This is a genomic window from Agrobacterium sp. 22-209-1 (genome assembly GCF_053522485.1).
Map to the genome: position 1 here is coordinate 254,617 of NZ_JBNWCH010000001.1, position 17,416 is coordinate 272,032.

Sequence of the window (17,416 nt, forward strand, 5' to 3'; positions counted from 1 at the left end):
TCCCGCTGGTTCCGGCGATCACCTGCATCCTGGCGTCACCCCCGAACCGGACAGACATGCGGGCGACGGAATGGATACCTGCGGGACTTGCGATGGTTGCCGGCCGCCATCCGCCGGCGCACCATCGACGCGCCTGCTCGCCACCGTAGGCCTTGCAGGCTGGAGGGGCGCGCCAGCCGATGCGGGCGACGGGATACTGACTGCAGCAACGGGTGGAAGTGGCTGCGGTTCCGGCTGGGCGGGCGGCGCAACGGCAGCCGTGCGACGAACGGGCCGGGTCGGGACGCTCGCGGTCACCTCGCCGCCGGGCCGCATGGGCACCTCATCCGCCTCTATGGGATAGACCGGGTGGCCCGGCCGTCCGAGATTTTTATCCACCGCCTGCGGCGTGCCGTAAGGGTTCCAGCCTGGCGAGGCGTAGGCGCCGGTAATCGTGTAATTATACATGACCGCCAGCAGCCGCTCGACACTGGCGCCTGACTGGCAAAGGCGCAGCCGCACCTTGATGCGCCCGAGATTGCGGAAATCCTGCCGCATGCTTTCCGGCGAGCGTATGTCCTGCCAGCCATAAAGGCAGGTATCGTCGCCACGGCCGCTGCCGGCGGCATAGGCGAACGCGCCATAACCGTTCTGCAGGTAATTTGCCGACATGGCGATGTTTTGGCCTGGAAACTCGGACCGGATCTCCCGCGCAACGGAAGATGCCCTGAAACCGGAAAAAGTCAGCGCATCGCCACCGGTATCCCCTGCCTTTTGCGGACCGAAAAACTCGGCTTTGATATAGTTCTGCCCGGGGGTCGCGGCCTCAGAGCGCAAAATGACCTGCTGCGCCACGGCGTTGGAATAGGTGCGGTTGACCACGGTCACGATTTCGGGACCACCGGGCGGCGGGAAAACCAACGCCTCGGACGGAGACAACATCTGCGCGCCCCCGAAGGACCGAACGCCCGCGGGAGTATTGCAGCCCGAAAGAACCGCAACGGAGAACAGCAATGAAGTAAAGGCAGAAAATCTCACTGCCTTGCGCCCCTTTATTTCCCCAACGCCGCCCAGGTTAAAAGGAGACCGAATCACTAATGACCAGACCATTGTTACGAAATACGGGAGGGGATCAAATAAGCAATACGAATTTTAGGAAGTATCAAACTCGCGTTGTAATTTCTGACATTTTGGTCCTTCGAATCAACAGCGTGCATCGACCCACCGATGAGACGACGGAACCGACTGCCTTGTTATCGGTTAGTTTGGATAGAGATCGATAATTTTTGCGGTTGCAGCGCAATATGTCCCATGGTCTACTTGGCTCCATGATGACGTATTTTTATTGGTCCTTTTTTTATTCAACTGTAAAAACAGAGAGTTGACGTATGACATTGCAATTTCCGAGCATCGCGCAGGCGCTTGCCGAAGAGATCGGAACATTACGCAAATGGCTGGATGAGGACGCCCTACCCCTGTGGTGGGAGGCGGGATCGGCCCGCCCGGATGGCGGCTTTTACGAGCGTCTCGGTCAGGATGCGAAACCGATTTTTTCCGATGACCGCCGCGCCCGCGTGCAGCCGCGCCAGGCCTATTGTTTCGCTGCCGCCGGCCAGCATGGCTGGCAGGGGCCGTGGAAAGACGCGCTCCAGCACGGGCTTTCCTGGTTCGAGAAGGTCTATCGCCTTGAAAACGGCCTTTACGGCAACCTTGCCGACCAGACCGGCAGGCTGATCGACCCCTCCTTCGATCTCTACAATCAGGCTTTTGCGCTTTTCGCCGCCGCGCAGGCGGCCGCAAGCCTTCCCGAGCGCAGGGACGAGATGCGCGACCGGGCGCTTGATATCCTCGCCATCCTTGAACGTGACTACAGACATCCGGTCGCAGGTTTCGAGGAGGCGAACCCGCCGCGCACGCCGCTCTGCTCCAATCCGCACATGCATCTCTTCGAGGCGATGCTGGCCTGGGAGGTGCAGGACCCGGACGGCCCATGGTCGGCGCTGGCCGACGAGATCGCCGGTCTTGCGCTTAACCGCTTCATCGATGGCGGCAGTGGCGGCTTGCGCGAATTCTTCGGTCATGACTGGACACCCCATGATAGCGACAAGGGCCGGATCATGGAGCCGGGCCACCAGTTCGAATGGGCATGGCTTCTTGTGCGCTGGGGGGCCCTGCGTGGAAACGATGAAGCGATCAGGAAGGCAAAACGGCTGTTCCAGATCGGCGAAGAACATGGCATCTGCCCGCGCCGCAAAGTGGCGGTGATGAGCCTCTACGACGATTTTTCGGTGCATGACGGGCTGGCGCGGTTATGGCCGCAGACGGAATGGCTGAAAGCGGCGGTACGGCTTGCGAGCGTCACGAGCGGTGAGGAGCGGCAGCGTTACCTCGCCTCCGGTCTCAGCGCCATCGGCGCGCTGCAACCTTTCCTCGACACCACGGTCAAGGGCCTGTGGTTCGACAAATGGCCAGCGGATAAGCCGATGCTCGATGAGCCGGCACCAGCAAGCACGTTTTATCACATCGTCTGCGCCATCTATGAGGCGGAGGCGGTGCTTTCAGCGGATCAATAATATCGAAGCTGCGGGCGAGCGGCGTCGCCGCTCGCTGGTATCGATGGCGATCAAACCTTGGCCGGTCTGACCACGCGCCAATCAGGTCTGCCGAGATTGTGCGGCCAGGGATGAACATCCTTGTCATTGAAATAGACGACTTCTTCCAGTTGTGGAAAATCCGCCTGCTTCAGCGTCACGTCGTTCATCCACGGACGAACATAGGAATCGCCGCCTTCATAGCCCAATTCGGCAACCCAGACCGGCTTGTTGAAGTTTTCGACAAGTCCATAGCCCTTGCGCAACAGGTCAGTAAAGGTCTGCGGCGCGCCATATTCGATCTTATCGTACTCCTCGAGACCGAAGACCGAAAGACCCACAAGATCCGCGTAATTGTCGCCGGGGTAATAAACCCGCAGACCATCCATACCCTTGGGTGACCACATCACCTTGACGCCGGGAACCGCCTTACGGGTCATGTCCACCATACGTCTATAGGCCGCGATGTAATCACGCGGGTTCCAGCCCGACCAAGAGAAGCGGCCGGACGTGTCCTCCATTTCCTGTCCCCAGCGCAGGATCAGCGGGCTCTTCATCGCAGACATGCGCGCGGCGATCGCCTGCATATTCTGGTCGTAGTCGCCTCTCATCACCTTACGGCGCAATTCGTCGGAGGTGAGCCGCCAGTTTACGTCCCAGGACCAGGGTTCGACCGTGATCAGCACGTTGCGCTTGCGTTCCATCGCATAGGCATCCGCAAGCGCCAGACTGTCGAGATCCACGTCCTCCCAGGGCAGGAACAGATGTTCCGTCGCCACCCCGGCCTGGCCGGTGAAATCGCCGTGCGGATCGTATGCGCCGAAACGAATACCGTCCGCATGCAATGTCGGTCTTTTGTCGGCAAGCGTCTTCATGCCCGTCGACGTCATGGGGGCGACACCCTGTGCGTCGAGCTTGAGCACCGGATACATGCCGGCGGTAAAGGCTGCGGCGGCACCACCTGCGAACAGAAGTTTTCTTCTTGTTATTTGCATGACACCTTACTCCCTACCTTGTTGCCCTCATCGCCTTGTCGTATGCGGCGATCTGCGGCGTGACATTGTCCTTGCGGACAAGTTTGAGGAATTCATCGCCTGGGCGTGGCGGGTTGTGCCGGAACACGTACCATGGCCCGCCCTGCTTGCGCTGGTAGATCACCTTGCCGATGCGGCCGTGATCGAAACAGGTATCGGCCTTGCCTTTGCCAGCGGCGCTTTTCCAGGTGGCGCGCATGCAGAGCGTGCCGTTGGCGTCGACAGTCCAGCGGCCTTTACCGGTGGATTTCTGGCCCTTTTCCTGCGTCGCAGCGATGAATTTGCGGTCTTCGGCAATGAAGCGTCCGCCGCCCGTTTCCCATTTCCAGGTCTTGTCGAAGTACATCTTCACGACCTCGCTGGTTCTGAGCGGTTTCGGCGTCTTCGTGCCGCCTGCAGCATGGACCGCGCTTGGCAAGACCACCGCAAGACAGAGTACGAAAGCGGAGAATCCGCATTTGCTTATTGTTGTTTTCATCACAGCCTCCTCCTTCATTGTCCGACCCTATTGTCGGCCAGCATGATCTCTCCGGGCGCCACCGCTGGCGGCGGCGTCACGATGGGTTCCGCCTGCATTTCCTGCGGTTCGCGCAAGCCCGGTACGGTAATGCGCAGTTTCAGACGCACCGATCTCGCACCTTCCACACCCGCGCCGGCGACCGTGAACCGCGTTTCGGTAAAACTCACATAGGGCTGCCCGTGCGACAGGGCTTCCAGGCCGCCGATTGCATGGGAACCGAGCTCTACAGCACTTCCCGCCGCCAGCAGCAACGAGCAGGCTGCGGCAGTCGCTCCACCGCGCAATGCCGGCAGCCTGGGCAAGCCGTTTTCCGTGGCATGACGGATGAGCAGAAACACGCAGAGGCCCGAATAGATCGCCACATTGATGGCGGCGAAGATGAAGAAACCCTCCGCCCCGTTTTCACGGGGCGCCAGAACCATGGCCGCAAGGCTGAGCGCCGCCAGTACGATGTAAGGCGCGACAACCCTCAGCGGTAGCGGCGGTTTTGCCTGCATGCCCTTGGGCGTGATGCGGAAATCGACGAAGTCGCCACGGATCGTGTCGCGTATCGCCGCCAGCACCCCCATCAGCGACCAGGGCCAGCGCAAGAACAGAAATACCATGGCCTCCCAGCTGAAAAGCTTCGCATCGTGCGGACGGAATGCGCCCGTGGCCCGCCAGAAGAAGGCAAAGACGATCATGATTAGTGAAACCGGCAGGAAATGCGCCAGAAACGCCGGATAGGATGCGTTGACCAGTACATCGCCGCGTATCAGCGCAACAGCGGGAAGCAAGAACATCAGCGCCATGAAGCCGGAAAACAGCGGATACCAGAGCTGCGAAAACAGGAACTGGAACTTCAGGCGCGCAGGCAGCTTCGGCACGTAGTGCCTTGAATATTGCAGCAGAATAGTCATCAGGCTACGCGACCATTGGAATTCCTGCACGATGAGATCGGCAAAGGTCACCGGGCCGTCGCCATGGGCGATGGCGTTGACGGCGTGGACGCCGCGCCAGCCGCCGGCGTTCATCAGAAGCGTGGTGGAATGATCCTCGGCAAGCTCCGGGCCAAGACCGCCGACCTCGCGCAGGGCTTTCGTGCGCACGGCATAATGCGAACCAATGCACAGAGGCGCCCAGCCATTATTGTAACCCAGCTGCAACGCGCCATGCAGACTAGCCTCGGCATAAAGCCTGCCGCGCGCGGCCCAGCTTTCACTGGCATTGGCGTCGCAAATGCTCGGGGCAGAAACATAGCCAACTCTCGGATCGGCAAAGGGACGGATGATCTCGCTGAGATATTCCGGCTCCGGCACATGATCCGCATCGAACTGAGCGACGAAATCATAACGCTCGTAACCGTAACGATCGTAGAAATAGGCGAGATTGCCTTCTTTGCAGCGCGTGCGCCGCGGCCAGGTCTTGCGATGATATTCGGCAACGCCCTGTCGCGTGGAAACGAAAACGCCGTGCGCACCACACCATTTCAGCGTATCCGCATCGGGAGCCTCATCGGCAAGCCAGACGTCGAATTCCAGCCCTCGCTGATCGAGCCCTCTCTGATCGAGCATGGCCAGCAGCGTCTTTTGCACCACCGCGAAGGGTTCCGACGGCGCCTTGGTGACAACCATCGCCACCCTGCCCCGTGGCAGAGGGGAGCGCCGGTCCACGACCCTTGCATTCAGGAAGATGAAGATGAAGTAGGACGGCAGAAGCGTGATCCACGCCAGAGTGATCGTGACGACGGTGTAATAGGGCCAGTCGATGACGCGGTCGCGATCAAGCCACCAGATCCAGAACCAGGCGAGCGTCACCAGCCAACCGCCGATGCCGAGGCGATAGGCCAACCGGTTCCAGCCGGTGAAGACCGGTTGCATCCTCAGGTCGCTGGCAACGGCGACCGAACGGGCCGATGGAACGGAAGCGGCGGAACGGATCTTCATGACCGCACCTCCAGTCCGAAGCCGGGACCTGCCGTGCGGATGATGGTGTCGATATCCGAACGCTTCGGAATAAAGCCGAGCGTCTCTTCCGCACGCTTTATATCCGCAAACAGGGCCGGCGGATCGCCGGCGCGCCGTGCGCCGAAATGGACCGGAACCTCCTGCCCCGTCACGCGGTGGATCGCGCGGATGATATCGCCGACCGATGTACCGTGCCCGGAACCGAGATTGACACGCAGCGTCTCTCCGCCATCGGCAAGATAATTGACGGCGGCCACATGGGCGTCGGCCAGATCGCTGACATGGATGTAATCACGAATGCAGGTGCCGTCGCTGGTGTCGTAATCCGCCCCGAAGACATCCAGTCGCGGCAGCCTTGCGGCCGCAGCCATCAGCGCCCGCGGGATCAGATGGGTTTCAGGCTCATGGCGCTCGTAAAGCTCACCGTCCGGATCGGCGCCGGCGGCATTGAAATAACGCAGCGCCACGAAACGCAGACCGTAGGCGGCAGCATAATCTTCCAGCGCCATCTCGAAGATCAACTTGGTGCGCCCGTAAGGATTGACCGGCATCTGCGCCGTCTCCTCACGGATAGGCAATTGCGGCGGCACGCCATAGGTGGCGCAGCTGGAAGAAAACACCAGCCCGCCGATATCCTGGTCGAGACAGGCATCCAGCAGCGAAAGGCTCCCGCCGACATTGTTGCGGTAATATTTGCGTGGATCCTCGACGGACTCGCCGACATAGGCATTGGCGGCGCAATGGATGACAAAGGCCGGTGAGAACTCCCTGAGCGTGGCTTTCAAAAGGCCGCGATCCAGAATGTCGCCCTCGATAAAGGGTCCCCAGCGAACCGAATCCGCGTGACCCGTCGAGAGATTGTCGTAAGCGATGGGCTTGAAGCCGGAGAGGGCAAGCGCCTTGCAGATGTGGCTGCCTATGAATCCGGCCCCGCCCGTGACGAGGATTGTGCGGGGCATCTCATACGGCCTCCGCCACAGCCTTACCGGCCAGCAGTGCATCGAAATAGACGATGGTTTTTTCCAGACCGATCTCGAGCGGCACACGCGGTTGCCATCTCAGCAGCTCGTTTGCCCGTGAAATATCGGGGCGGCGTTGCTGCGGATCGTCGATCGCAGCGGGCAGATGCACGATGCGCGAACGGGAACCCGTCATACGGATGACGATATCGGCGAGCTGCCGTACCGGAATTTCGCTCGGGTTGCCGAGATTGATCGGCCCGGTGCAATCTTTCGGCTTGGCCGAGAAGCGCAGGAAACCGTCGATCAGGTCATCGACATAGCAGAAGGACCGTGTCTGGCTGCCATCGCCATAAATGGTGATGTCAGCGCCCTTCAGAGCCTGGACGATGAAGTTCGAAACCACACGCCCATCATCGGGTCGCATGCGCGGTCCATAGGTGTTGAAGATGCGTCCCACCTTGATATCGACACCGAAACTACGGTGATAATCGAAAAACAGCGTTTCGGCGCTGCGTTTCCCTTCATCGTAGCAAGCTCGCGGTCCGATTGTATTTACATTACCGAAATAGGTTTCCGGCTGCGGATTGATGTGCGGATCGCCGTAGACTTCCGAGGTAGAGGACTGCACCACCGTTGCACCGCATCTGCGCGCCACTTCCAGTACATTGACCGCGCCCAGGACATTGGTGAGCAGCGTACCGACCGGATCGCGCTGATAGTCTGGTGGCGAAGCCGGCGAAGCGAAGTTGAAGATCAACGATACATCGATGTCATAGGGTTTGCGCACATCGTGCTCGACCAGCAGAAACCGCTTATTGTCCCGCAAATGCGCCACATTCGCGGTGCGTCCGGTCGAAAGATCGTCGAGACAGATCACCTCGTGGCCGCTGCTCAGCAGGCGTTCACAGAGATGAGAACCGAGAAAACCGGCGCCGCCGTTAACGAGAACGCGTTGGCCAGGTCTCCATTCGGAGTAGATGGTGACGCCGTTGTCGTGTTCGTTGGGAACGAAATTACGCATTACACACTCCTCCCCAAGAGAAATCAGCGCAGCTGATTCACCTAAACTGGATCAAACCCCAGATTGTAAGATGTATTTAATACCACCCTCCGGTTTTTACTTCTTTTGGAGGTTAATATTTTCGATCGGATAAATTTCAACTTTCATGATAGGCGCAGAAGAAAACAGGTCAACTTCATTTTATCGAAATATTACAATTGATTACCCAAAACCACTCGAAATAGCCCTTGATTTAATACTTTTTAACTATGCCTCTATTATGCCTTTCTTATTGAGCATTAGCGCAAGCTTCGCTCAACCAGTCGGGGCTATGCTGGTTTTGTAAGGCTCGGTCCACCGGGAACAAAACCGCCCGGCGAGATGCGACAGACAGTCGATTTCAGGGGACACACATGACGAATGAAATGCCTTATTCCCATAGCGGCAAAGCAGCCCGCCATTGTCGCTTCGCGCTTATTGCCGCGGCACTTGTAACCTTCACCTTCGCGACGGCTTCATGCTCCGTGGTCGAAGACGCCGTTCTCATCAAGACCGCGTCGGCCAATACCGCCGCGATCCAAGGCCGGGTCGCTCCGGCGAAGGCGTCCTACGGTTATCAAAAAACCGGCAACGCGGCTGTTACGCTCGTTGCCGACGCCTCGGACACGCCCGCGATATCGCGACAGTCCTACTCGGGTTCATCTCCCTATATCTGCTCACCGAGCGGATTCGGGCAGAAATCCCGCTGCTTCCTGAGGCCCTGAGCCTCGTGGAGAAACACCGGAAGGAACCGGCGTCCGGACGGCTCTCTCCGTCCTGACGCTCAGTTCTTCCAGCCGCCGGGGAAGGTCGTGTCTTCGTCCTTGTTAAAGAAGCGCGACGCAGCCTCCGTGCGGTTGCGCACGTTCATTTTCTTATAGATATTGCGAACGTGAACCTTGACGGTGTTCTCGGACAGATGCAACCGATCAGCAATGATCTTGTTTTGCGTTCCCTTGCAAAGCAGATCGAGGATTTGCACCTCGCGTGTCGTCAGCGCCGCCACGTCGCTTCTGCCTGCGGCAAGCGCATCGGCGCGGTTGGCGATAACGGCGTTGCTTTGAACGCTCTTGCCGCTGACGGAAGAAGAATAGGGCGTGAGCTTGCCGAGAAGGGCAGCCGGAAAATGTTCTCCGCCCTTCATCAGCAGATCGACGGCCGCCATGAAGACATCGAGCCTGAGGTTGAGCGGCAACACGCCGTCAATGACGCGCATTCCCACCAGTCTTTTCAACGACTCCTCGAATTTCTCGATGGTTTCGACAACGAGCGCGATCGGCGCATCGGGATGTTTTGCCCGAACCTCCGATAGAACGGCGTGAAGACGATCGCCAGACATGCGGTAAGGCAAAACCAGCCGTACATTATTACCGTAATCGTCTTCGATCTTCCCCGACGACCTCACGCTTACCACCGCGAATGTGGGGAACTTTTTGCCCAGCGCCTCCATGAGGCACTCGGAAAACAGGTCCGGATCCGCTATGATCAATAAAGTTCCATTTATAGGAGCAACGGCGTTTTTTTGTTTTGCCGCATAATCTGACGTTCCCATGAACATTGACGCCTCCCTCAAGCGCTTACGCATTACTTTCTTTTGGTTGTGCTGCCTGTTGTCCGTCGGCTATCTCCCACCCCCTTATACTTGGGGGCGAATCTCCGCCTTAAGTCCTGTCAACTATTATTAATCACCCGTTAATTAATACACGCTAATACGAAAAGCTGTGTAAATAAATGGCCCAAACGGGTTATTTTTTACAATTGACATACAAAACAGGCTACGAAGCAATAGAATCACCTATTCGGGAACGCCCACAAAAACAGGCGCATCGGAAAAGCTTTCGCTGTGGTTTTGCAATCCGGGAATATATAACTTTTGGTTGATATCCCTTTACATAGCTTGCCAGCGAACGAAGCGCGGAGCTGTTCCTTTCCGGGATAAAGATCATTTCCCCCCGCAATTAACCCTGGTTTCAAAGAGCCCTCTTTACCCGCCGAAACCCTCTTAATCTCCGGCCAAACCTACGACGCGGCACACCGGACAACCCTGCGGCATATATATTCGGGGTAACAGTGCCGATATGTTTAGCCCGAATTGATATCTAGGAAGCGCAATTTTTCTGCGGCACAGTCTGACCGTCGCTGAACGGCGGCCGATGGAAAGACACCTCCGGCCTTGACGTGTGTTTGAAAACGCCGGTCCCTTTTCAAGAAAACATGCAAGCAAAAAGACGAAGCCACCGCGCTCCCTGCTGGAGCGAGGAACGGATTTGTGCGCCTTTTTACCGAGTAGCGCACAAGGGCTGAACGAAAAGAGCCCGTTCACGGGCCAATACCGAACCGCAGATGATGCGTACCGAGTGCATCTGCAAAACATCAATCTTCATGCTACCTGGAGCAAGCGCGATAAAAATCCCGTTTTAGATGAGAGGGATTTCGAAAGCTGCTCCGAGCTTTTTCGGAGGAAATCGAAATGGGTTATGATCACAAGGCATCTGGCAGCGACGACGATATCACCAAGATCGGCGCGCTTTCCGAGGGTTTTGCCAACACCTCGACCAATGACGCCAAGGTCGATGACAGCAATGTCGGCACCGCAAACGGCGAAAACCGCAACAACGACAACAGCGACAACAGCACCAACGTGGATGTTGACGCCAAGATCGATGTCGACGCCAATAACGGTGACAATCGCGACAACGACTATGACTGGAGCTATGACAGCAAGTCGTATAGCGACAACGACACGACCGTCAAAACAAGCACCGAAACCAGCACTGATATCAAAACCGACTACGACTGGAGCTATGAAAGCAAGTCGTACAGCGACAACGATACCAATGTGAAGACAATCACGGATACGGACAACAAGACGTTCTCCTATTCCGACAACGACACCTCCACCAAGACCACCACGACCTCCGACAGCTTCAACTCCGCAGACAGTTTCTACAAGTCTGATGACGACTTCGGCAACATCATGGGCGTCAAGGATGTTGGCAACCTCGGCGTCGCCGGCGGAGATCTCACCTTCAATCTGGGTGACGACTTCTCCTTCACCCTCGATGTCGACAATATCCTCAACGGCTCGCTCAACGGCGCCGGCAACGACACCGGCTTCAGCATGGTGCAGGCCAACCACCTGGCGGATCAGGATATCGCCTACGACGTCAAGATGCAGAACGGCGGCGCTGAAAACCACCTGAGCGCCAATGCCGGTGACGCCTACGGCGCCGAAGGCATGGACGGCAAGGGTTGGGACCTCAAGGCCGGCGACGACGCAGCAGGCACCAGCACTGCGGATGCATCGGCAATCCTTGCAAATTCCGGCTTCCATCTGGAACTGGTGCAGGGCGCCAACATGCTCTCCAACGCAGTTGATGTCACGATCACAGGCGGTAACTCGCATGTATCTGACGTCGGTGAGGATACCAGCGCCTGACGAGCGCCTCTCGAGAAAATAGCTGCACCGGCACCTGCCGGTGCAGCTTGCGGTTGAACGACCAGGTTGGGTAAAACGAAGCACCGCCTCTGAGACGTGTGCCGCCCGCCTCCTCGTCAGCCGCAGCGATCAGGGAGGGACCTCCGATGCATATCGACAAGATTTCGGACATGATTGCGCATTTCATCGGCCTGTTCGACACGGTGATCGAGGAAGCGCGCCTAAGAAGCAACTACAGCGAAGGCCCGGCATACTCAAATCCGGACCGTCTGCCGGACGATGAGGCGGCAAAACTGCTCGACAAAAATTACGATGTTGCGCTCAAGGACTACGATCCCGGCGTCAACTACCGCGCCGGTTATTATGATTTCGATTATCTGCAGCCGCATTTCGCGCGCATGGTCGAATACGACATGCAGCAGCTCGCAAATGCCGTCCCTATCGATATTTCCGCCGCCCATTTCCGTTTTCCCGGCCGTCTTTCGTTCGAGGAGGAGCACGAACTGGTGGTTCACACCGGTCCCGGCTCGGTTATCGCACATGTGGCGCAGGTCAATATTCTTCAGGACGACGACTACCTGAACATGACGGACGGCCCCTATGCGGCCCGCGATACGAGCTTTGTCACCGCGCGCACCGTCGAGTTCTACAATGAGGCGTCCACCTTCACGCCTTTTGCCGGTTTCCAGCGCACAGACAATTACGATGCCCTGCAGGCGCTGGCCAAATCTGCGCACGACTATATCGCTCACGCCCGCGAAAACGACGCGACGTCGCTCGGCACAGGCGCGGATCAGGATTTCGTTCTCGCCGGCCACGACATCGACGGGCTTTATATCAACGGCTCGGTAGCCAGCGAAAAGCCGATGCTCGACGACTACATGCCTGATCGCGGTATCGCCAAGCCGGCAGAAGAGCCGGAAAAGAGCGATGTTTCGCTGCATGAGGACAGCCCTGCCGGCAACAGCCTCGATGTCGCCGCAGGCGCCAATGTCGTCGCCAACATCGCCACGCTGGTCAATACCGGCGTCATGACGTCGGTAACCGCCGTCATGGGCGACTATCACCAGATCGACGCGATCACACAGGCCTATATCTATAGCGACCGGGACGAGATCGACTCCGTTTTCACGCGGTCGGAAGATCAGGCAGCGACGGCAGCCTTCAATATCGCCAGCTTCGAGCGCAGCGTCTATCCGGGCGCGGAAAACACGGAGAACAGCAGCCAGGAAAACGGCGAACCGCCGATATTTCCCACCGCTTGGCGCGTCAGCGTGCTGGAAGGCGACGTTTCCTTCGTGCACTGGATCGAGCAATACCAGTTCGTCAGCGACAACGACACGCTGACGATAACGACCTCGGGCGCCACCGTAAACCTGCTGACAGGTGGGAACGCCGCGCTCAACATTGCGAATTTCCTCGGCATCGGCATGCAATACGACCTGATCATCGTCGGCGGCAATGTGCTGGACATGAACATCATCAGTCAGATGGCGGTGCTCTACGACAATGACTGGGCGCGCGCCAATCCCGATGCACCGGCAGGCGCCACCATCCAGTCCGGCAACAACCTGCTGTGGAACGATGCCGCCATTCACAACGTCGGCAGCAACGACCGTTTCGAAACCATGCCGGATTATATGAACCAGACGGTGAACGCCATCAACGAGCGCGATCCCAACATGCCGGATGCGCTTGCTCATGACGTCAATTTCGTCGGCTATGAGGGTCTGAACGTCCTCTACATCACCGGCAATCTTTATGACATCAGCATCATAAAACAGGTGAGCGTACTGGGCGATTCCGACGATGTGACGCAGGCGGCCGCCAAGCTCGCCGAAAATAACGAGGACGCCACCATCCATGTCGACACCGGCAGCAATGCCGTCGTCAATCTGGCGCAGATCATCGACTACGACAGCTTCGGCTCCACCACCTATGTCGCCGGCGGCGTTTATTCCGATGCCATACTGATACAGGGCGGCATCATCGAAAACGACATGTCGCAACCCCAGCAAGGCCAACTGGCGAACGAGGTCATCGCCTTTCTTCACGACGATCCCGCCACCATCGAAAACGAATCCAATGGCGTCATCAATGTCGGTCACGACCTGTCATGGTCGAACGGGCATTCGGCCGACGTCATGCAGGCGGTGACGGCGTAGATTTGGTTGGCGGGGCGATAACCGCGTCCCGTCACGGCCGAACCGCAAACACCGTGAGATCACCGAGGGGACCGATATAAAATGGATCATATTTCTAGAAAAACCATTGCCGACGGACGCTCGCTGGACTTGCCGCTGGATCAGGACGCGGAAGACAGCAAACTGACGGACGCCTGTATTTCAGCAATCAATGAAGCCGTCGAAAACCTTCGCCAATTATCCGGCGCGGAACAGACGGCGAAAGAAGTTTCCACCCCTGCACAGACCGCCTCCCCACAAGTTCTCTCCCAACCGCATGCAAAAACGGAGCAGGCGGAAGAGTTGCGGGATGTTCCCCCGGAAAGGCCGGCACCGCAACGGGACCGGCAACCCGCCTCCCCGCCGGAACCACAGGCCAAGATCGACAATGGCGACCTGCCTTTCGTCAAGACCATCGACAATAATGACGGGCCGCTCCGTGAAAACGAACGCCGGCCGGTGACGGGCGGCGGCGGCAAGGAGCCGACGGACAATGGCGGTGGTGGCGGTGGTGGCGGCGGCGGCGGTGGAAGCCAGAGCGGTTTTCACAAACGCAGCGAGCCGATCAATTTCGCCGCAAGCCTTGCCAAGGGCATCGCCGCCGTGCGGCGTAACATGGTGGTGGTGATGCTGTTCACGGTCGCCATCAACATCCTGCTGCTCTCCATCCCGCTCTATCTGTTCCAGATTTCCGACCGGGTTCTGACCAGCCGCTCGATGGATACGTTGGTGATGCTGACTGTCGCCGTCATTGGCGCGGTTCTGCTGCAGGCCTTCATGGACGCCATCCGCCGCTTCATCCTGATGCGCACCGCCGTCGAACTCGAGGTGCAGCTGGGCGCGCCGATCCTGTCCGCCGCCGCCCGCGCCTCCCTGCATGGCAACGGCAAGGACTATCAGACCCTGCAAGATCTGCAGCAATTGCGCGCCTTCCTTACCTCAGGTACGCTCATCGCCTTTCTCGACGCGCCATTGATGCCGCTCTTCATCGTGGTGGTCTATCTCGTCCATCCGCATCTCGGCATCATCATCATGGTTTGTTGCGCCGTGCTGTTCACCATCGCCTGGCTGAACCAGCGCTTCACTGCGAGACAGTTCGCCGAAGCATCAGGTTATCTCAGCCGCGCCAATTTCCACCTCGATTCCATGTCGCGCAATTCGCAGATCATCAATGCGCTCGCCATGATCCCCGAAGCGGTGAAGATGTGGGGCCGCGAAACCGCCGGTTCGCTGAAATCGCATGTGGCGGCGCAAGATCGCAACATCATGTTCTCAGGCGTCTCCAAGGCGGCGCGCATGATCACCCAGGTGGCTCTGCTCGGCTGGGGCGCGCATCTGTCGCTATCCGGCGAACTGACCGGCGGCATGGTGATCGCGGCCTCCATCATTTCCGGCCGCGCGCTGGCGCCCATCGAGGGCGCGATCGAAGGCTGGCACCAGTTCAACAAATCTGCCGCCTCCTATGGCCGCATCAAACAGCTTCTCGTCAATTCGCCGCTAAATTTCCCGCGCCTGCGCCTGCCCAACCCGGAAGGGCGTCTCGACGTCGAGCGCATCCTCTTCGTACCGCCGCCGCAGAAGAAGGTGATCTTGAACGGCATTTCCTTTTCGCTGAAAAAAGGGGAATCGCTCGCCATCATCGGCAATTCCGGCTCCGGCAAGACGACGCTCGGCAAGATGCTGGTCGGCTCCATCCTGCCCACGTCAGGCAATGTGCGCCTCGACCTCATGGATTTGCGTAACTGGGACCAGCGGCAATTCGGTGAAAGCATCGGTTACCTGCCGCAGGATGTGCAGCTTTTCCCCGGCACCATCAAGGCCAACATCTGCCGCATGCGCGACGATGTCGAAGATCGGCAGATTTACGAGGCCGCAGTACTGGCGGATGTGCACGAACTGATCGCCGGTTTCCCACAGGGTTATGAGACCGTGGTCGCCGCCGATGGCGCGCCGCTTTCAGGCGGCCAGAAACAGCGTATCGCACTTGCCCGCGCCTTCTTCGGCGATCCCAAATTCGTGGTTCTGGATGAGCCGAACTCCAATCTGGATACACAGGGCGAACAGGCGCTGGCCAAGGCGCTGCTGCACGCCAAAAGACAGGGCATCACCACCGTCACTATCACCCAGCGGCCGGCGCTGCTTCAATGCGTCGACAAGATCATGGTGCTGAAAGACGGATCGGTCGCCATGTTCGGCGAAAGGATGGACGTGCTGAAGGCGCTTTCCGGCAATGGCCGCCAGGCTAACCAGTCCCCGCAAATCGAGGGTTGAGGACCGTCATGTTCAAAAAGAAAACCACCATTGCCGAAGTCAAACCCCAGGGCCAGCTGGAGTGGTACAGCGAGGTGCCGCGCTCGATCCGCCTGCACAGTTCGATCGGCCTTGCCATGCTGCTCGCCTCGTTCGGCGGCTTCGGATTCTGGGCCGGCACCGCACCGCTCTCTTCCGCCATCATCGCGCAGGGCAGTTTCGTCGCCACCGGCAACAACAAGGTGGTGCAGCATCTGGAAGGCGGTATCATCAAGGAAATGATGGTCAGCGAAGGCGACACGGTCAAGGAAGGCGATGTCCTTCTGACGCTGGACAAGACGACGGCGCTTGCCAACGAGCGCATGCTGCAACTGCGGCGGCTTCGCCTCGAAACCATCGTGGTGCGCCTACGCGCCGAGGCCCAGGGCGCAAGAAGCTTCAAGGTGCCCGATATCGTCATGAAGGAAGCCGGCGATCCGGATATCACTTCCATCATCCAGAGCCAGAACATCGTGTTCCACAGCAAGCTCATCAAGCTGGAAGAGCAGCTGAACCTTATCGACAAGAACATCAAGTCGCTGGAGTTCCGCTATGCGGGGTATGAAGGCCAAAAACAATCCTTCGACCGGCAATTGGCGCTTTTGACACAGGAGCGCGACTCCAAGGAACGGCTCGCCAAGGACGGCGTCATCCGCAAGACCGACATGCTGGCGCTGGAGCGCGCCATCGCCGACGCCATGGGCGATATCGCCCGGCTGAGCGGCGAGATGAACCAGAGCGAGGCGGAAATCGCCAAGTTCCGGCAGGAAGCGGTCATTGCCGTCAACGCCAACAAGCAGGCGGCACTCGATGCGCTGGAAACCGCCGAATCCGATCTCGACAGCGTACGCGAACAGGTGCGCGGCGCGGCTGAAGTGCTGGAACGCACCATCATCCGCTCCCCCGTCAACGGCACCGTGGTGCGCGCCTATTATCACACGCCTGGGGGCGTCATCACGACAGGCAAGCCGATCATGGAAATCCTGCCCGCCCATGTTCCCCTCATTCTCGAGGCACAGGTGCTCAGAACCTCCATCGACCAGCTGCATGAAGGGCAGACCGCCGCAATCCGCCTCTCAGCGCTCAACCGCCGCACCACGCCAGTTCTGAACGGCAAGGTCTTTTACGTTTCAGCCGACAGTATCGAGGAAAATGCCGGCCTTCAGGTCAAGGACGTCTATATCGTGCGCGTCCAGATACCCGACGAAGAGATCGCCAAGGTCCATAATTTCCATCCCGTGCCCGGCATGCCGGCCGACGTGCTGATCCAGACCTCGGAGCGTACCTTCTTCGAATATCTGACCAAACCGATCTCCGAAAGCATGTCCCGCGCTTTCAAGGAAAGATGAAGAAATAACAGGGATTTACACTGTCAATCCAGCCCCTGTCGGCATATAATGCCCGTATAATTCTTTTGGGGTGGGGGAAGCGGGC

13 protein-coding genes are annotated in these 17,416 nt (G+C 58.5%); 6 read left to right on the plus strand and 7 right to left on the minus strand.

The window, feature by feature from the left end; all coding sequences use genetic code 11:
• Window positions 1-18: 18 nt before the first annotated feature.
• The gene (bcsN, locus tag ACQZ48_RS01130) at window positions 19-921 is read right to left on the minus strand and encodes a cellulose biosynthesis protein BcsN (protein ID WP_448728395.1); all 903 of its coding nucleotides are present in this window, start codon (window positions 919-921) and stop codon (window positions 19-21) included.
• A gap of 446 nt (window positions 922-1,367) precedes the next feature.
• On the opposite strand from bcsN, the gene ACQZ48_RS01135 reads away from it, so the two are divergent.
• Window positions 1,368-2,552, plus strand: coding sequence for an AGE family epimerase/isomerase (locus ACQZ48_RS01135; protein WP_448728396.1), 1,185 nt, complete (start codon window positions 1,368-1,370; stop codon window positions 2,550-2,552).
• A 50-nt stretch (window positions 2,553-2,602) separates the two neighbouring features.
• On the opposite strand, the gene ACQZ48_RS01140 is transcribed toward ACQZ48_RS01135, so the two are convergent.
• From ACQZ48_RS01140 to ACQZ48_RS01160, 5 genes are read right to left on the minus strand one after another with little or no spacing between them, the layout of a single operon-like run.
• Window positions 2,603-3,565 (minus strand): glycosyl hydrolase, encoded by a 963-nt coding sequence (locus ACQZ48_RS01140; RefSeq protein ID WP_448728397.1) that lies wholly within the window; start codon window positions 3,563-3,565, stop codon window positions 2,603-2,605.
• Between the two features lie 13 nt (window positions 3,566-3,578).
• Entirely contained in the window at window positions 3,579-4,082 is a 504-nt protein-coding gene (locus ACQZ48_RS01145) for a DUF995 domain-containing protein (RefSeq protein ID WP_077984380.1), read from the minus strand.
• 14 nt (window positions 4,083-4,096) lie between these two features.
• Window positions 4,097-6,049 (minus strand): glycosyltransferase family 2 protein, encoded by a 1,953-nt coding sequence (locus ACQZ48_RS01150; RefSeq protein ID WP_448728398.1) that lies wholly within the window; start codon window positions 6,047-6,049, stop codon window positions 4,097-4,099.
• The gene (gene galE, locus ACQZ48_RS01155) at window positions 6,046-7,029 is read right to left on the minus strand and encodes a UDP-glucose 4-epimerase GalE (protein ID WP_077984338.1); all 984 of its coding nucleotides are present in this window, start codon (window positions 7,027-7,029) and stop codon (window positions 6,046-6,048) included. Before galE ends, ACQZ48_RS01150 begins: the two co-directional genes overlap by 4 nt.
• A gap of 1 nt (window position 7,030) precedes the next feature.
• Window positions 7,031-8,053: a UDP-glucuronic acid decarboxylase family protein gene (locus tag ACQZ48_RS01160; protein ID WP_077984339.1), complete on the minus strand. Its 1,023-nt coding sequence runs from the start codon at window positions 8,051-8,053 to the stop codon at window positions 7,031-7,033.
• A 392-nt stretch (window positions 8,054-8,445) separates the two neighbouring features.
• Between ACQZ48_RS01160 and ACQZ48_RS01165 the strand changes: the two genes are divergently transcribed.
• Complete coding sequence (locus tag ACQZ48_RS01165) at window positions 8,446-8,796, plus strand: hypothetical protein (RefSeq protein ID WP_080795921.1); 351 nt, start codon at window positions 8,446-8,448, stop codon at window positions 8,794-8,796.
• Between the two features lie 59 nt (window positions 8,797-8,855).
• Here ACQZ48_RS01165 and ACQZ48_RS01170 read toward each other — a convergent pair whose 3' ends face one another.
• Window positions 8,856-9,629: a helix-turn-helix transcriptional regulator gene (locus ACQZ48_RS01170; protein WP_077984341.1), complete on the minus strand. Its 774-nt coding sequence runs from the start codon at window positions 9,627-9,629 to the stop codon at window positions 8,856-8,858.
• 912 nt (window positions 9,630-10,541) lie between these two features.
• On the opposite strand from ACQZ48_RS01170, the gene ACQZ48_RS01175 reads away from it, so the two are divergent.
• From ACQZ48_RS01175 to ACQZ48_RS01190, 4 genes are all read left to right on the plus strand, one after another.
• Window positions 10,542-11,510 (plus strand): fibrinogen-binding protein, encoded by a 969-nt coding sequence (locus ACQZ48_RS01175; protein ID WP_077984342.1) that lies wholly within the window; start codon window positions 10,542-10,544, stop codon window positions 11,508-11,510.
• A gap of 146 nt (window positions 11,511-11,656) precedes the next feature.
• Entirely contained in the window at window positions 11,657-13,675 is a 2,019-nt protein-coding gene (locus tag ACQZ48_RS01180) for a hypothetical protein (protein WP_448728399.1), read from the plus strand.
• A gap of 81 nt (window positions 13,676-13,756) precedes the next feature.
• Entirely contained in the window at window positions 13,757-15,964 is a 2,208-nt protein-coding gene (locus tag ACQZ48_RS01185; protein WP_374637995.1) for a type I secretion system permease/ATPase, read from the plus strand.
• 8 nt (window positions 15,965-15,972) lie between these two features.
• The gene (locus ACQZ48_RS01190; protein ID WP_077984345.1) at window positions 15,973-17,331 is read left to right on the plus strand and encodes an HlyD family type I secretion periplasmic adaptor subunit; all 1,359 of its coding nucleotides are present in this window, start codon (window positions 15,973-15,975) and stop codon (window positions 17,329-17,331) included.
• Window positions 17,332-17,416 lie beyond the last annotated feature (85 nt).

Bases quoted from the DNA above. Each gene is read 5' to 3' on its own strand.
- bcsN (WP_448728395.1), bottom strand. From the start codon at position 921: ATGTTGTCTCCGTCCGAGGCGTTGGTTTTCCCGCCGCCCGGTGGTCCC.
- ACQZ48_RS01135 (WP_448728396.1), top strand. From the start codon at position 1,368: ATGACATTGCAATTTCCGAGCATCGCGCAGGCGCTTGCCGAAGAGATC.
- ACQZ48_RS01140 (WP_448728397.1), bottom strand. From the start codon at position 3,565: ATGCAAATAACAAGAAGAAAACTTCTGTTCGCAGGTGGTGCCGCCGCA.
- ACQZ48_RS01145 (WP_077984380.1), bottom strand. From the start codon at position 4,082: ATGAAAACAACAATAAGCAAATGCGGATTCTCCGCTTTCGTACTCTGT.
- ACQZ48_RS01150 (WP_448728398.1), bottom strand. From the start codon at position 6,049: ATGAAGATCCGTTCCGCCGCTTCCGTTCCATCGGCCCGTTCGGTCGCC.
- galE (WP_077984338.1), bottom strand. From the start codon at position 7,029: ATGCCCCGCACAATCCTCGTCACGGGCGGGGCCGGATTCATAGGCAGC.
- ACQZ48_RS01160 (WP_077984339.1), bottom strand. From the start codon at position 8,053: ATGCGTAATTTCGTTCCCAACGAACACGACAACGGCGTCACCATCTAC.
- ACQZ48_RS01165 (WP_080795921.1), top strand. From the start codon at position 8,446: ATGACGAATGAAATGCCTTATTCCCATAGCGGCAAAGCAGCCCGCCAT.
- ACQZ48_RS01170 (WP_077984341.1), bottom strand. From the start codon at position 9,629: ATGTTCATGGGAACGTCAGATTATGCGGCAAAACAAAAAAACGCCGTT.
- ACQZ48_RS01175 (WP_077984342.1), top strand. From the start codon at position 10,542: ATGGGTTATGATCACAAGGCATCTGGCAGCGACGACGATATCACCAAG.
- ACQZ48_RS01180 (WP_448728399.1), top strand. From the start codon at position 11,657: ATGCATATCGACAAGATTTCGGACATGATTGCGCATTTCATCGGCCTG.
- ACQZ48_RS01185 (WP_374637995.1), top strand. From the start codon at position 13,757: ATGGATCATATTTCTAGAAAAACCATTGCCGACGGACGCTCGCTGGAC.
- ACQZ48_RS01190 (WP_077984345.1), top strand. From the start codon at position 15,973: ATGTTCAAAAAGAAAACCACCATTGCCGAAGTCAAACCCCAGGGCCAG.